Origin of the sequence: Clostridium cadaveris, from assembly GCF_020911725.1 — a bacterium.
GTDB classification, from domain to species: domain Bacteria; phylum Bacillota; class Clostridia; order Clostridiales; family Clostridiaceae; genus Clostridium_X; species Clostridium_X cadaveris.
In genome coordinates this window covers 2,443,170-2,458,118 of sequence record NZ_CP076620.1, presented here as the reverse complement: position 1 = coordinate 2,458,118, position 14,949 = coordinate 2,443,170, and the positions used below count along the sequence as shown (strand labels likewise).

Genomic DNA, 14,949 nt, shown 5'->3' with positions numbered 1-14,949 from the left:
GGGGGATTTCAATATAAAGGTGGTGATATATGTGGCATTAGAAGCTATAAAGGACATCAGGCAAACTGAAGAAAAAGCAGAAGAAACTATAAGACTAGCAAGAGAGCAAGCAAAAGACATAATTAAAAATGCTGGAATTAAAGCTAAAGAGAAATATGATGAAATTATATTATCAGGGAAAAATGATGTTAAAGTCATCATAGAATCAAAAGAAGAAGAAGGTATAAAGCAGTCATCGCCTATACTAGAAAAAGGCAATGTTGAAAAAGAAGATATTTTAAATCTTAATGAAGAGAAACTACAGAAAGCTGTAAATTTAGTGGTTGAAAGGATAGTGAATATAAATGGCAATAGTTAAGATGAGCAAATTCACATTATTCACCTTTGAATCACAAAAGGAAGAACTTTTAAGTAAGCTTCAAAACTTTGAAAAGGTTCAGTTCATAGATTTAAGAGAAAAGAGAGAAGATGACTTAAGCTTCTTTAATCCTTTAGATGAGAAAAAAGATCTCTCAGAGGTTCAAGGAGATTTAGCTAAAGTCAAATTCGCACTAGATTCACTTCATCCTTATGCTGAAAAAGAAAATGCATTGAAATCTCTCAAAGAGGGTAAAGAAGAATTTACCTACAATGAATTGAGGGAAAGAGCTGAAAAGAGTAATTGGAAAGATATATATCTTTCTATAAAATCTATGGATGATAGCTTAAATAGTATAAAAAATGAAGTGAGTAAGCTTAAAGGTCAAGGAGAGGAATTACTTCCTTGGGAGAACCTAGATGTATCCTTTGGTGATTTAGGAGCAACAGCAAATATTATTTCCTTTGTTGGAACTATTCCCAAAGCATTTATAGATGGATTTATGGAAAAGTTCGACAGTGAAATTCCTTGCTCATATGTAGAAAAAGTAAGTGAAGTTAAAGGAGAAGGATATCTTATAATAATAGTTCATAAAGACTATGAAAAAGAAGCAAATGAAATCTTAAAAACCTTTAGCTTTAATAAGTCAAGCATATCTGAAAAAGGTGTGCCAAGAGAAATTATAAATGATATAGGGGAGAAGATAAAAAATCTTTACCTAAAAGAAGATGAATTAAAGAATAAACTTAAAGAGGCAAGCTCTAATATAGAGGAATTAGAAGTAGCTTATGAATACTTAAGCAATGAAGAGTTAAAGGTTTCAGCTTCGGAAAATTTCTTAGAGAGTCCAAATGTGGTAGCTATAAGTGGATGGATACCAACAGAAGATAGGGATGAATTTATAAAATCTATCGAAAAGGTAGTTGGAAATAATTATTATATAGAGCTAGAAGAAGCCGAGTATGGTGATACAGAAGTTCCTGTAGCACTAAAAAATAATAAAGTTGTTTCAGCTTTCCAATCAATAACAGAGATGTATAGTACACCAAAATATAGTGAGATGGATCCAACACCTATTATGACACCATTTTATTTATTGTTCTTTGGAATGATGCTTGCAGATGCAGGTTATGGAATATTAATGTTTATAGCATCACTTATAGCTCTTAAAAAGTTTAATTTAGATGAGAAGAAAGCAAATTTTGCTAGATTCTTCATGTATCTTGGAATACCTACTACTGTAGTTGGTATTATATACGGCTCATATTTTGGAGATATATTAAAACCATATGGTGTTAAAGGTCTTGTAGATCCAGCAACTGATATTATGACAATTTTTGCAGCATCATTGGCAATAGGTGTGTTCCAAATATTTGTAGGATTAGGAGCAAAAGCTTATATGCTTATAAAACAGAAGCAATATTTATATGCCTTTTTTGATGTAGGCTCTTGGTACATGACACTTGGTGGAGCATTACTTTTAGCAGGAAGTCTAGTTGGTTTTCCAAGTGGAATAGTATCCTTTGGTAAATGGATTATGATAGCTGGAATGATTATTATCGTTCTAACTCAAGGAAGAGACAATAAAAGTATTGGTGCAAAGTTAGCTGCAGGCTTATATGCATTATATGGATTAAGTGGCTATGTTGGAGATATAATTTCCTATTCAAGACTTATGGCCTTAGGACTTGCAGGTGGGTTCATAGGCTCAGCATTTAACCTTATGATTGGAATGATAGGAAATCCGATTGCAAAAATAATTTTTGGATCTTTGATATTTGTAGGAGGTCATTTATTTAATGTATTGTTGAGTTCATTAGGGGCATATGTTCATACTTGCAGACTACAATATGTTGAATTCTTTGGAAAGTTTTATGAGGGTGGAGGAAAACCTTTTTCACCATTAAAATCTAGAAATAAATTTATAACAGTTAAAAGAGATTAGGAGGAATAGAAATGGAAAATTTATTTAGTTTTTTTGTAGATAACGGTGGGTTAATAATGGCAACATTTGGTATGGCTTTAGCAGTAATAATGCCAGGAATAGGATCAGCAAGAGGTGTTGGTATTGTTGGTGAAGCTGCAGCAGGTTTAATAACAGAAGAACCAGAAAAGTTCGGTAAATCATTAGTTCTTCAATTATTACCAGGTACTCAAGGATTATATGGATTCGTTATAGGACTTATGGTATTTTTAAAACTTGATTTAACTATGAATTTAGGAACTGGATTATATTTATTCTTTGCATGCTTACCAATTGCTTTTGTTGGTTGGAAATCAGCTATAGCACAGGCTAAAACAGCAGCAGCAGGTATATCAATACTTGCCAAAAATCCAGAACACAATACTAAGGGTATCATTTACTCAGCGATGGTTGAGACTTATGCTTTATTAGCATTCCTTATGTCTCTACTTTTAGTATTTAAGTTCTAATAAATTATCTTTTTAAGGATGTGAAGATATGTCAAATTTAAATAACTTAACTTCTAAAATCCTAGAAGATGCTAATTTAAAGGCTGCTGAAATTATAGAGAAAGCCAAGGCTGATGAAACTGCTATAATCAATAAGAGGGCAAAGGAAGCTCAAGATATAAAGAAATCCATGATAGATAAAGCAAACATGGAAGCTGAAATAAGAAAAGAGAGAATTATATCAGGAGCAGAACTTAAAGTTAGAAATGAAAAACTTAGAGCTAAGGGTGAAGTCATAGAAAAAGTATTCATAAAGGCCCTTGAAACTCTAAAAGAAATGCCTTCTGACAAGTTTGTAAATATATTAAAAGGTTATATTACAACTATTGATATAGTTGGAGACGAAGAGCTTATAATTCCAGCAAAATATAAAGAGGCTGTCAGCTTAGCATTAAAGGATATAAATGAAGAATTAAAGAAAAATAATAAATTAGGTGAGATAAAGCTTTATGATGGACATCGTGAAGTTGAAAGTGGATTTATAGTAGCTAAAAACGGAATAGAAGGCAATTATACCTTTGAAAGCCTATTAAATTACTATAGAGATGAGCTTCAAGGAGAAATAGTAAAGACTTTATTTAGCTAATTAAGGAGGATAGCCCTATGGATAGAATGAATTTTACTCAAGCAGTAGCTAGGCTTAGAGTTTTAGAGAAAAGGCTCCTTAATGAACTTAAGTTTGAAAGAATGATAGATGCATCCTCAGCTATGGAGGCTCTAAGAGTACTTCAGGAAACTGAATACAGTGCTTTTATGGGAAATGTGAAAAAGCCAGAGGACTATGATTTGCTACTTAAGGAGGAGCTAAAAAGGGTATATGACCTTATGTACGAGGTGTCTCCAGATAAATCTATAGTAGATATAATGGGTTTAAAATATGATTATCATAATTTAAAAGTACTCCTAAAAGGTAAAATCTTAGGCAAGGATTTAGACTATTTACTTATGGATTCAGGTTCTATAAAAGTAGAAAAGTTAAAGCTTATAATAGCAACGGAAGACTATAAAGCTTTTTCAGAACTTATGAGAGAGGCGTTTTTAGAGGCCGAAAAGTCATTTTCTATAGATAAGGACCCTCAAAAGATTGACATAATAATAGACAGATATATGTATGAGGATTTAGTAAAAAGAGCTCAGTCTTCAGAGTATGAATTTATAAAAGAATATATGAAATCCAACATAGATTTTATAAATGTGAGAACTTATATAAGACTTAAGAAACAGCAAAAACCTTTCAAATTTTTTAGCGAAGTTTATATTGAAGGCGGAGCTATAAAAGAAGAGTTTTTCTTTAAAAATTATGAAAGTTCTTTAGAAAATATTATGGAAGAGATACCTTCATCTATCAAATATAAAGATGTAATAAAGAAGGGAATAGAAGATTATATCTCTACAGGAAGACTTAGTTCTTTTGAAAAGTTATGGGAAGATTACATCATGAAGAAAGCCAAAGAAGCTAAGTATGTTCATTTTGGTCCTGAACCTATAGTATCTTATATTATAGCAAAGGAAACAGAAATAAAGCTTCTACGAATAATTATGGTAGGTAAGATAAATAATCTTCCAATAGATTCCATAAGGGAAAGGCTGCGTGATGTCTATGTATAAAATAGGAGTTGTTGGAGATAAAGATTCTGTTCTAGCATTTAAAGCAATAGGTATAGATGTTTATGATGTAACAGAAAAAGAAGAAGCTAGAAAAACTATAGATAGAATGGCAATGGAAAACTATGCAGTTATTTTCGTTACTGAACAGATTGCTAAGGACTTAGATGAAACTATAGAGAGATACAATAAGGCCATGGTTCCAGCTATCATTTTAATTCCAAGCAATCAAGGTTCGTTGAATATTGGAATTAAAAAAGTTCAAGATAATGTTGAGAAAGCAGTGGGCGTGAATATTTTATAGGAAGCGAGGTAAGTAGCTTGAAGGTTGGAAAGATAGTTAAAGTATCCGGACCATTAGTTGTTGCTGAGGGAATGGATGAAGCTAATGTATATGACGTTGTAAAAGTTAGTGATAGACGTCTTATTGGTGAAATAATAGAAATGAGAGGCGATAAAGCTTCTATTCAGGTATATGAAGAGACAACAAGTGTTGGACCAGGAGAGCCTGTTTATAGTACAGGAGAGCCTTTAAGTGTAGAGCTTGGACCAGGATTATTAGAGGCTATGTTTGATGGAATTCAAAGACCACTAGAAGAATTTCAAAAAATAGCTGGTAATTTCTTGGAAAGAGGTATAGAGGTAACTCCATTAAACAGAGAAAAGAAGTGGCACTTTGTTCCTACTAAAAAAGTAGGAGATTATGTAATTCCTGGAGATATAATCGGAACAGTTCAAGAAACTTCGGTTATAGAACATAGAATAATGGTTCCAGTAGGTATAGAGGGAACAATAAAGTCTTTAAATGAAGGTGACTTTACAATAGTTGAAACTATAGGTACTGTAGAAACAGCATCAGGAGTAAAGGAACTTATGATGATGCAGAAATGGCCTGTAAGAAGAGGTAGAAGATATGCTAGAAAACTGAATCCTATAGAGCCATTAGTTACAGGACAAAGAATAATAGACACTTTCTTCCCAGTTACAAAGGGAGGAACAGCTTGTGTTCCAGGACCTTTTGGTAGTGGAAAGACAGTTGTTCAGCACCAGCTTGCTAAATGGGCAGATGCTGAGATAGTTGTATATGTTGGATGCGGAGAACGTGGAAATGAGATGACAGATGTTCTTATGGAATTCCCAGAGATCAAAGACCCTAAAACTGGTGAATCCTTAATGAAAAGAACAGTTCTTATAGCAAATACTTCAAATATGCCAGTTGCAGCTAGAGAAGCATCAATATACACTGGTATGACAATAGCAGAGTACTTTAGAGATATGGGATATTCCGTAGCACTTATGGGAGACTCTACATCAAGATGGGCAGAGGCCCTTAGAGAAATGTCTGGACGTCTTGAAGAGATGCCAGGTGAAGAAGGATATCCAGCATATTTAGGATCAAGACTTGCTGAGTTCTATGAAAGAGCAGGTAAGGTAATATGTTTAGGATCCGACGAGAGAGAAGGAGCTCTTACAGCAATAGGAGCTGTATCACCTCCAGGAGGAGACTTATCAGAACCAGTTACACAAGGTACTCTTAGAATAGTTAAGGTATTCTGGGGTCTAGATTCATCTCTTGCATATAAGAGACACTTCCCAGCTATACAATGGTTAAACTCTTATTCTCTTTATGTTGATAAGATTGGTGCATGGATGAATGAGAATGTAAATGAAAATTGGAATGATTTAAGAATAAAGGCTATGGCACTTCTTCAGGAAGAAGCCAGTTTAGATGAAATAGTAAGACTTGTAGGTAAGGATTCTTTATCAGAAGACGACAGATTAAAGCTTGATGTAGCAAAGTCTATAAGAGAAGACTATCTAATGCAAAATGCTTTCCATGATGTTGATACTTATGCATCTTTAGAGAAGCAGTATAAGATGTTAGATTTAGTGCTTCAATTCATGGATGAAGCAAGAAGAGCATTAAAGGCAGGAGTATATCTAGATAAGATAATAGATATGCCTATAAGAGAAAAGATCGCTAGAGCAAAATATATCCCAGAAGAAGAAATAGGAAAGATAGATGAAATATCTAAGGAACTTTCTTCTGACATGGATAAATTAATAGCAGAAGGAGGGGTATACGATGCTTAAGGAATATAGAACTGTAAGAGAAGTTGTAGGACCACTTATGCTTATCGAGGGCGTTGAAAATGTAAAATACGACGAACTTGTAGAAATAGAAATACAAAATGGAGACATAAGAAGAGGTAAGGTTCTAGAAATAAATGAAGACAAAGCTCTTGTTCAGTTATTTGAAGGTTCTGCAGGAATAAATCTAAAGAACTCTAAAGCAAAATTCTTAGGCAGACCTCTAGAACTTGGAGTATCTGAAGATATGCTTGGAAGAGTCTTTGATGGACTTGGAAGACCAAAAGATGGTGGTCCAAATATAATACCAGATGAGAGAAAAGATATAAATGGTATTCCTATAAACCCTGTATCAAGAGACTATCCATCAGAGTTTATTCAAACTGGAATATCTGCAATAGATGGGCTTAACACTCTAGTAAGAGGACAAAAGCTGCCTGTTTTCTCAGCATCAGGACTTCCACATGCTGAGCTTGCAGCACAGATTGCAAGACAGGCAAGAGTTTTGAATTCTGACTCAAAGTTTGCAGTAGTATTTGCGGCTATAGGTATAACTTTTGAAGAGGCTCAATTTTTTATAGATGATTTTACTAAAACAGGAGCAATAGACAAGGCTGTTCTATTCATGAACCTTGCAAATGACCCTGCTATAGAAAGAATTGCAACTCCAAGAATGGCACTTACAGCTGCAGAGTATTTAGCATATGAAAAAGGTATGCATGTACTTGTTATAATGACTGATATAACAAATTACTGCGAAGCATTAAGAGAAACTTCTGCTGCAAGAAAGGAAGTTCCAGGAAGAAGAGGATATCCGGGTTACCTATATACTGACCTTGCTACATTATATGAAAGAGCAGGAAAGATAAAGGGACTTCCAGGGTCAATAACTCAAATTCCTATCCTTACAATGCCAGAAGATGATAAGACTCATCCTATTCCTGACCTTACTGGATATATAACAGAAGGACAGATAATCTTATCAAGAGAGCTTTACAAAAAAGGAATTATGCCTCCTATAGATGTATTGCCATCACTATCAAGACTTAAGGATAAAGGTATAGGAAAAGAAAAGACAAGAGAAGATCATGCAGATACTATGAATCAGCTTTTTGCAGGTTATGCTACAGGTAAGCAGGCGAAAGAACTTGCTGTAATTCTTGGAGAGTCAGCTCTTTCTGAATCAGACAAGAAGTTTGCAAAATTTGCAGAAGCGTTTGAAAATGAATATGTATCTCAAGGATTCAATTCAAATAGATCTATAGAGGAGACTTTAGATATTGGCTGGAAGCTATTATCCATCTTACCAAGAATAGAACTTAAGAGAATAAGAGATGAATATTTGGATAAGTACTTGCCTAAAAGAGAGGATGAGTAGCTATGAGATTAAATGTTAATCCTACTCGTATGGAGCTTACCAAGCTTAAGAAGAGGCTGGTAACTGCTACAAGGGGACATAAGCTTTTAAAAGACAAACAAGATGAGCTTATGAGAAGATTTATTGATCTTGTAAAGTATAATAATACTCTTAGAAGAGAAGTAGAAAAAGAATTAAGTGCATCTCTTAAAGAATTTGTAATGGCGAGAGCTGTTATGAATTCGGAAATGTTAGAAGAAGCTATTGTTTATCCAAAGGAGAAGATATCTCTAGAGCTTCATACTAAGAATATAATGAGTGTAAATGTGCCTGTTATGGAATTTAAAAGAGCTTTAGAAGGTGATGAGGGAAGCATATATCCGTATGGCTTTGCATCTACTTCATCAGAGCTTGATGATTCTATATCAAAACTTTACACTATACTACCTAAGCTTTTGGAACTAGCAGAAGTTGAAAAAAGTACTCAGCTTATGGCTGACGAAATTGAAAAGACAAGAAGAAGAGTTAATGCTCTTGAGTATATGACAATACCACAGCTAGAGGAAACAATAAGGTATATAAGAATGAAGCTTGAAGAAAATGAGAGAGGAAATCTTACAAGACTTATGAAGGTTAAGAGTATGATGGAAGAGCAAGCAGCTAAAGCTGCAAATAATAATTAAAAAATATATATACGGGTAGCTGTAATAATGCAGCTGCTCTTTTTTTATAAAAATATTTATAACCTCTTTACAAGTGTATAAAAATATTGTATTCTAGTGTATATACACTAGAATACAGGGGGAAGTACCAATGGGAGATAAAATAAAAAAACTTACTTTTACAGGATTATTTACAGCGCTTGCTATAATCATACCGACTATATTTAAGCCATTTCAAATTGTTATAGGGCCATTTTCATTAACACCAGCATCACACCTGCCAGTGTTTTTGTCCATGCTTATATCACCAACAGCGGCTATGGCAGTAGGACTTGGATCAACATTAGGGTTTTTGATGTCAGGAACGCCTATTCATATAGTTGCTAGAGCTGCAATGCACATAATAGTTGGAGGAGTAGGGGCTTATTTAATAAAAAGAGGGGTATCGTTCACGAAAATGGCTGTGATAACTGCACCATTGCATGCTTTGACAGAAGCTGCAGCTGTGGCTATATTACCAGGATTTGATATAAAGTTTATACTTATGACAGTTGCATTAGGTACTCTAGTCCATCATGGAATTGATGCAGTACTTTCAGGAACTTTAGTAAAAGCATTATCAAAAGCTATGAAAAAAGATATTTCAAAAGGAATGTTTAATTACAATAAGGTAGCTTAATCTAGAAATTATTAAGATAAAATTAATAAAGTAAGATTGATTTTGAAAGCAGTGAAAGAATTTAAAGTTTCTTCACTGTTTTTTATTTGGAATAATTATGTAATAATGTGGGTGGAGTATTTAAAAAAACATGAAACAGTGATATTATATTAAAGTCTATATAATAATGAAAATAAAAATTTATTATATGGATTTTAATATATAAGGTTATTTATAAATTAAGCTTAGGAGGTGGTTGTATGGATAAAATTAAAGAGATGGAATTAGAGAAAGAACATTTAAATGAGACAAGAGAGTGGATACATGAGGAGATAGATAGGATAAATGCTAGAAATGAAGCTTTAAAAACACAGATATCGACTTTAAAGAAATCAGCAAGAGGAAGTTATAGCGAGGAACTCGAAAATTCAAAACTTCTATTTAATATAGTTTCTGAGAGACTTCATAATTATGGTGAAGCTTATCATAAACCATATTTCGCAAGAATAGACTTTAGAGAATACAAAAGAGATAGAGAAAGTTTTTATATAGGGAAATTTGGTATTGGAGATATCGAAAACGGAGATGAAAAAGTAATAGACTGGAGAGCGCCTATTGCTGATCTTTACTACAGTGGAACTCAAGGACCTACAGAATATAGGGCACCAATAGGAATAATAGAAGGTGACTTGTCATTAAAAAGAAAGTTTTTATATAAAGATGAAGAACTTGTAGAGATTTTTGATGAAGGAATAAACGATATAATTTTAAAAAATGTAGGGCAGCAAGAAGAAAATGCGCTTATAGATGACTTTCTAAAAATAACCCTTGAAGAGAGCATAGGGTCTAAGCTTAAAGATGTTGTTGCAACCATTCAAAAGGAGCAGAATGAAATTATAAGATATCCTAAGACCTACGCTGTTTTAGTTCAAGGATCAGCAGGATCTGGAAAGACAACAGTTGCTCTTCATAGGCTTGCATATCTCCTATATAGGTATAGAGAAAACCTTGAAGGAAAAGATATACTTGTATTAGCTCCTAATAAGATTTTTTTAGATTATATAAGTGATGTTCTTCCTAGCTTAGGTGTAGAAGATGTAAGACAAGAGACATTTGAAGATTTTTGTTTAAATATTCTTAAGATAAAGGGTAAATTGTACACAAAGGATATGAAGCTTAGATATATATTAGAAGAGTCGAAAGATGAAGAGTATAAATTTATTATGGGTTCAGCAAAAGTAAAAGGCTCTTTGACTTTTAAAACTATGATGGATAGATATATAAAACTTCTTGAAATAGAAGATGGAAAAATAGAAAGTATAATGGTTGATGACAATGTTCTTGTAGATGCAAAGGAAATAAGAAGATTATTTTTGAAGGATTTAGTTAAATTTTCTGTAAATGCAAGAAAGAGTGAGATAAAGAGGTATCTCTCATTGAAACTTAAAGACAAGATAGAAGCTATGCTTGATAATATAGATTCTCAATATGATTTGGAAATTGTAAAGATAAAGAGAGCAGAAGAGGATAGTAAGCATAGAAGAGGGGTGTTAAGGGGTCTTTATGAAGAGAGAGATAATAAAAAAGAAAGTGCAAAGAAAAACAGCAAAAAGGCTTTCGAAGATTATTTTGAAAAATGGAAAGGCCTAGATGCTAAAGAGCTTTATATGAGATTTTTCTTAGATGAAGATATGTTCTCAATAGCTAGTGATAATAAAATTCCAAAAGAGCTTTCTGATTACATGAGAGAAAAGATACAGGAAAATAAAGAAAAAGGCATAATAGACAGTGAAGATTTAGCACCTATGCTTTATTTAAAACTTAAAATTGAGGACATAGAAGATGAAGTTAAATTTTCTCATGTTATGGTTGATGAAGTTCAAGATTATAGTCCCTTTGAGATAGCTATAATGAGTCTAATAAGCAAAGGAAATTCATTGACATTGGTAGGAGATTTAGGACAGGGTATATATGCATATAAAGGGCTTAAAGATTGGAATAATATAATTCATGGAGTATTTAAAGATGATATGGAATATACTATGCTTACACAAAGTTATAGATCAACCATTGAAATCATAAATTTGGCAAACAGAGTATTGAAGACTCAGGAAAATAGTTTGACTCCAGCTAAACCAGTCCTAAGACATGGAGATGAACCGGAAATCGTAGAATACAGCACCTATAAAGATTTTGCTGATAAAGTAGATAAGATAGTAGATAAAGTACATAATGCTGGCAAAAATTCAATAGCCATAATAGGAAAGAGTAAAGATCAGTGCAAAAAGATAAGTGATAATTTGAAGAAACATAGCAATAGCAGCTGGTCACTTATAAAGGAAAGTGATGATTTAATAAACTTAGAAAACATAATTATTCCATCTTATATGACTAAGGGATTAGAATTTGACTGCTCTATAGTCTTTAATGTAAGTGATGAATTTTATGGCGAAAGTGAGCTTGACAAAAAGCTTTTATATGTTGTGCTTACTAGAGCTCTTCATTATGAATATATATTTTACAAAAATGAAGTGTGTAGTCTTTTAAAATAAAGATGCAATATTTTTATGTTGTTTATGATTAAGAAAATTATATTATAAATGCTTGAAAAACATATATATAACAACTAAAATTAAACTTATAGTTAAGTTATAAGTTTATTAAAAAAACATAGAGCTATGGCAGGTGAAGCCGTGGAGAAGGAGTAATAAATGGTAAATGAAGATATGGAAGTAATGTACTTCAGAGATGAGGAAGGAAATAAAGTAGCTTTTGAACCGATAGCGGAGATATACCTAGATGAAGAAACAGAAAAAGAAAAGCAATATTTAATATTATCTCCGGTAGAAGGAAATAATAATGAAGATGATGCATACATATTTAGAGTGGATATGGTAAATGGTAATAAAGAATTAAATTTTGTAGAAGATGATGAAGAATTTGCAAGAGTAAGCAAAGAGTATAAAAATCTTTTATATAATAAATAAAGGTGGGGATGAATATGATTAACAAGGAAAAATTAATATCATACTTAGAAGAAAACGGAATAGAAGAAATAGAAGAACTAAAAGTTAAAAATGACTTAGTTGTTTTAAGACTTTTTTATGATTTTGATGAAGATGAAATAAAGGCAGCAACAGCTTATGCAAATGATGAAGAGAGCGATGAGGAAAGCGATGAATGGAACGATGAATATTATCTTCCTTATTTAAATGATGTAGCTGTAGATAATGTTGGTTCTATAATAGAAGATTCATTTGAGGAATTTGATATTGAAGGACAATTTGCTTCATATGATGTTGATAAAGAAAATAGTGACTACTGTGAGTTTATAGCAGCTTTCTTTGAAAAGGATAGTGACTACGATTTAGACGAGATTATAGATGAACTTAATTTATAGGAATTAAAAAAAGCTGCTATATTTATATAGCAGCTTTAAAGTTTAGTATGTAATTAAGCATAAGTTGTGCTTTTAATACATTTTTTTTGGTACTTCACAATTAGCTTGTCCAATTCTTTGCTGCATTCAACTACTCGCTGATCAGTAGGATGTTTTTTCCCTAATAGTGTGTACAGCTCATGTCTTAATTCTTCAATATTAATTTGAAGTTCATCGTGGTTCATAAAATCACTCTCCTAATAAAATAAATAATCAACTCTATAGTACTATTTTACCAAATATGACTAATAAATAAAGAAAAAAAATACTCCATATAAATACAAATAATTCTAAAAAACAAAGAAAAAAATTAAAATTATCTCTTTTACAGTTATTGGAAAACCCTTGTAGTTATTGTTATATGTAGAAAGAGAGAATTTGGTAAAAAATAAAAATAAGAATTACGTCGGAAATTAAATTTAATGTTAATAATTATATTTGAAAAAACTTAATTGACTTTAAATTTAAATTGAAAAGCAATATAGATTTATTTTAAATAATGGTAATTTTAATGTTGTTTAAAATCAATGAATAAAGTAAAATTATAGATATAGCTAAGGAGGAAAATTAAGATGGAAATGGATAAAGTTATAGAAAGAATAAATTTTTTATATAAAAAGAGTCAAGAGGAAGGACTTACACCAGAAGAAAAAGAAGAGCAGCAAAAACTTAGAAGACGTTATATAGATTCGGTAAAGAGAAATTTTAGAGCACAGCTTGAGATGGTAGAAAAAAAGAAGAATTAAAATTAGCATAAAGAAAATGGAGGATAGGCTATGGCAGTAAGGGTAAATGAACTTATAGAGCATTTTAAATTAGAAGTATTAGTTGAAGGCGACCCGGAAAATGAAGTTGATATAATAGATTTTAATAGACCAGGACTTCAGCTTGCTGGATTTTATAACTATTTTGCTAATGATAGAATACAGGTTATAGGAAGAGCGGAGTGGAGCTTCTTAGATGACATGCATCCTGATATAAGAAAAAAGAGAATAAAGAAATATATGGAGTTTCATACTCCTTGTATAATTCTAACAAGGGGTCTTGAAGCTCAAGAAGAAATTATACGATATGCTAAAGAAAATAAAAGATGGATATTAAGAACAGATATGATAACAACTAGATTTATAAATAAGTTATCAAATTTCTTAGATGATGCTTTAGCTCCTGAAACAAGGGTTCATGGAGTTTTAGTTGATATATATGGCATTGGAATACTTATAACAGGAGAAAGTGGTATAGGAAAGAGTGAAACTGCATTAGAACTCATAAAGAGAGGACATAGAATAGTAGCAGATGATGCTGTTGACATAAAGCAGATTGATGGTATTTTAAAAGGAACATCTCCTAAAATTACTTTTGGTATGTTAGAAGTTAGAGGAATGGGAATAATAGATATAACTGCACTCTATGGACTTAGCTCAGTACTTCATTCCAAGACTATAAAGATGGTTATTCATCTAGAGCATTGGAGAGATAATGGAGCTTATGACAGACTTGGAATAGATAAAGAATATACAGAAATACTAGGCGTAAAGGTTAGAAGGATGAGAATTCCTATAAGACCAGGAAGAAACGTGGCTGTCATAATTGAAGCAGCAGCAGCAAATTATAGATATAGCACTATGTCACAAATCACTCCCGCGGAGATAATAGATCAAAGGATAGGTGAAATGGGTGGATTCTAAAAGTTATCTTAGAAAAACTTTGATAAAACTTAGAGATGAAATATCAAAAGAACATAGGCAAAATAAAAATGAATCTATATATCATAAGATTATAAATAGTGATTTCTATAAAAAATCACATAATATATTTGTGTTTGTAAGCTATGGAAATGAAGTTGATACTCATAGAATTATAAAGCATTCATTAGAGAGAGGAAAGAGAGTATGTGTTCCAAAGGTTATAAATAAAAATCAGGGGATGAAAGCCGTTGAAATAACATGCTGGTCTGATTTGTCAAAAAGTTATAGAGGGATATTAGAGCCAGAGCTTAAGGAAGATAATGTAATAAGTGAAGAAGAGATAGATCTAGTGCTTGTACCAGGTGTAGCCTTTGACCATAAAGGAGGAAGACTTGGTTATGGTGGAGGATTTTATGATAGATTTTTATTAAAGATTAGTAAGAAATGCAAAATAGTAGCAATAGGATACAAAGAACAAATAGTTAATGAACTTCCAATGGACGAGCATGATGTAAAAATAAACTGTATTATAACAGATTAGTTTGAATTGTGTTTAAATTTCACTTGGAATGAGTTAAAATGGACTTGTTGTTAAAAAAGTTTTTAAGTGATAGGAGGA

General features: G+C 32.1%; 17 protein-coding genes. 16 read left to right on the top strand and 1 reads right to left on the bottom strand.

Translation table 11 applies throughout. From position 1 onward, the window contains the following. Window positions 1-31 precede the first annotated feature (31 nt). The 13 genes from KQH81_RS11740 to KQH81_RS11680 all read left to right on the top strand — a co-directional run bounded on the left by KQH81_RS11740 (window position 32) and on the right by KQH81_RS11680 (window position 12,603). Window positions 32-358 carry an ATPase gene (locus KQH81_RS11740; RefSeq protein WP_027639144.1) on the top strand — a complete coding sequence of 109 codons (327 nt, stop codon included), beginning with the start codon at window positions 32-34 and terminating at the stop codon, window positions 356-358. Next, complete coding sequence (locus KQH81_RS11735) at window positions 345-2,303, top strand: V-type ATP synthase subunit I (protein ID WP_027639143.1); 1,959 nt, start codon at window positions 345-347, stop codon at window positions 2,301-2,303. The genes KQH81_RS11740 and KQH81_RS11735 overlap by 14 nt, the downstream gene beginning before the upstream one ends. Window positions 2,304-2,314: 11 nt before the next feature. Further along, complete coding sequence (locus tag KQH81_RS11730; RefSeq protein WP_027639142.1) at window positions 2,315-2,791, top strand: V-type ATP synthase subunit K; 477 nt, start codon at window positions 2,315-2,317, stop codon at window positions 2,789-2,791. Window positions 2,792-2,819: 28 nt separating this feature from the next. Continuing rightward, on the top strand, window positions 2,820-3,416 hold the full coding sequence (locus KQH81_RS11725) for a V-type ATP synthase subunit E (RefSeq protein WP_027639141.1): 597 nt from the start codon (window positions 2,820-2,822) through the stop codon (window positions 3,414-3,416). 17 nt (window positions 3,417-3,433) lie between these two features. Further along, window positions 3,434-4,438 (top strand): V-type ATP synthase subunit C, encoded by a 1,005-nt coding sequence (locus KQH81_RS11720; protein WP_027639140.1) that lies wholly within the window; start codon window positions 3,434-3,436, stop codon window positions 4,436-4,438. Then, entirely contained in the window at window positions 4,425-4,739 is a 315-nt protein-coding gene (locus KQH81_RS11715; RefSeq protein ID WP_177192679.1) for a V-type ATP synthase subunit F, read from the top strand. Before KQH81_RS11720 ends, KQH81_RS11715 begins: the two co-directional genes overlap by 14 nt. Before the next feature lie 17 nt (window positions 4,740-4,756). After that, complete coding sequence (locus KQH81_RS11710) at window positions 4,757-6,529, top strand: V-type ATP synthase subunit A (RefSeq protein WP_027639138.1); 1,773 nt, start codon at window positions 4,757-4,759, stop codon at window positions 6,527-6,529. Next, a complete protein-coding gene (locus KQH81_RS11705; protein WP_027639137.1) occupies window positions 6,522-7,904 on the top strand; it encodes a V-type ATP synthase subunit B in 1,383 nt (460 codons plus the stop codon). Before KQH81_RS11710 ends, KQH81_RS11705 begins: the two co-directional genes overlap by 8 nt. A gap of 2 nt (window positions 7,905-7,906) precedes the next feature. Continuing rightward, the gene (locus KQH81_RS11700; RefSeq protein ID WP_027639136.1) at window positions 7,907-8,566 is read left to right on the top strand and encodes a V-type ATP synthase subunit D; all 660 of its coding nucleotides are present in this window, start codon (window positions 7,907-7,909) and stop codon (window positions 8,564-8,566) included. A 130-nt stretch (window positions 8,567-8,696) separates the two neighbouring features. Next, complete coding sequence (locus KQH81_RS11695) at window positions 8,697-9,224, top strand: hypothetical protein (protein ID WP_027639135.1); 528 nt, start codon at window positions 8,697-8,699, stop codon at window positions 9,222-9,224. A gap of 239 nt (window positions 9,225-9,463) precedes the next feature. Continuing rightward, window positions 9,464-11,755, top strand: a complete 2,292-nt coding sequence (gene helD / locus KQH81_RS11690; RefSeq protein ID WP_027639134.1) for an RNA polymerase recycling motor HelD — start codon at window positions 9,464-9,466, stop codon at window positions 11,753-11,755. A gap of 159 nt (window positions 11,756-11,914) precedes the next feature. Further along, the gene (locus KQH81_RS11685) at window positions 11,915-12,190 is read left to right on the top strand and encodes a DUF1292 domain-containing protein (protein ID WP_027639133.1); all 276 of its coding nucleotides are present in this window, start codon (window positions 11,915-11,917) and stop codon (window positions 12,188-12,190) included. A gap of 14 nt (window positions 12,191-12,204) precedes the next feature. Further along, window positions 12,205-12,603, top strand: a complete 399-nt coding sequence (locus KQH81_RS11680) for a hypothetical protein (protein ID WP_035770855.1) — start codon at window positions 12,205-12,207, stop codon at window positions 12,601-12,603. A 53-nt stretch (window positions 12,604-12,656) separates the two neighbouring features. Here the strand turns inward: KQH81_RS11680 and KQH81_RS11675 are convergent, their stop codons facing one another. Further along, window positions 12,657-12,827: an aspartyl-phosphate phosphatase Spo0E family protein gene (locus tag KQH81_RS11675; protein ID WP_081670306.1), complete on the bottom strand. Its 171-nt coding sequence runs from the start codon at window positions 12,825-12,827 to the stop codon at window positions 12,657-12,659. A 387-nt stretch (window positions 12,828-13,214) separates the two neighbouring features. Between KQH81_RS11675 and KQH81_RS11670 the strand changes: the two genes are divergently transcribed. Genes KQH81_RS11670 through KQH81_RS11660 form a run of 3 tightly spaced genes read left to right on the top strand, consistent with a single transcriptional unit; the run spans window position 13,215 to window position 14,871 of the window. Continuing rightward, window positions 13,215-13,388, top strand: coding sequence for a DUF896 domain-containing protein (locus tag KQH81_RS11670; protein WP_074845870.1), 174 nt, complete (start codon window positions 13,215-13,217; stop codon window positions 13,386-13,388). A gap of 30 nt (window positions 13,389-13,418) precedes the next feature. After that, entirely contained in the window at window positions 13,419-14,330 is a 912-nt protein-coding gene (hprK, locus tag KQH81_RS11665; RefSeq protein WP_027639131.1) for an HPr(Ser) kinase/phosphatase, read from the top strand. After that, window positions 14,320-14,871 (top strand): 5-formyltetrahydrofolate cyclo-ligase, encoded by a 552-nt coding sequence (locus KQH81_RS11660; RefSeq protein ID WP_027639130.1) that lies wholly within the window; start codon window positions 14,320-14,322, stop codon window positions 14,869-14,871. The genes hprK and KQH81_RS11660 overlap by 11 nt, the downstream gene beginning before the upstream one ends. Window positions 14,872-14,949: the final 78 nt, after the last annotated feature.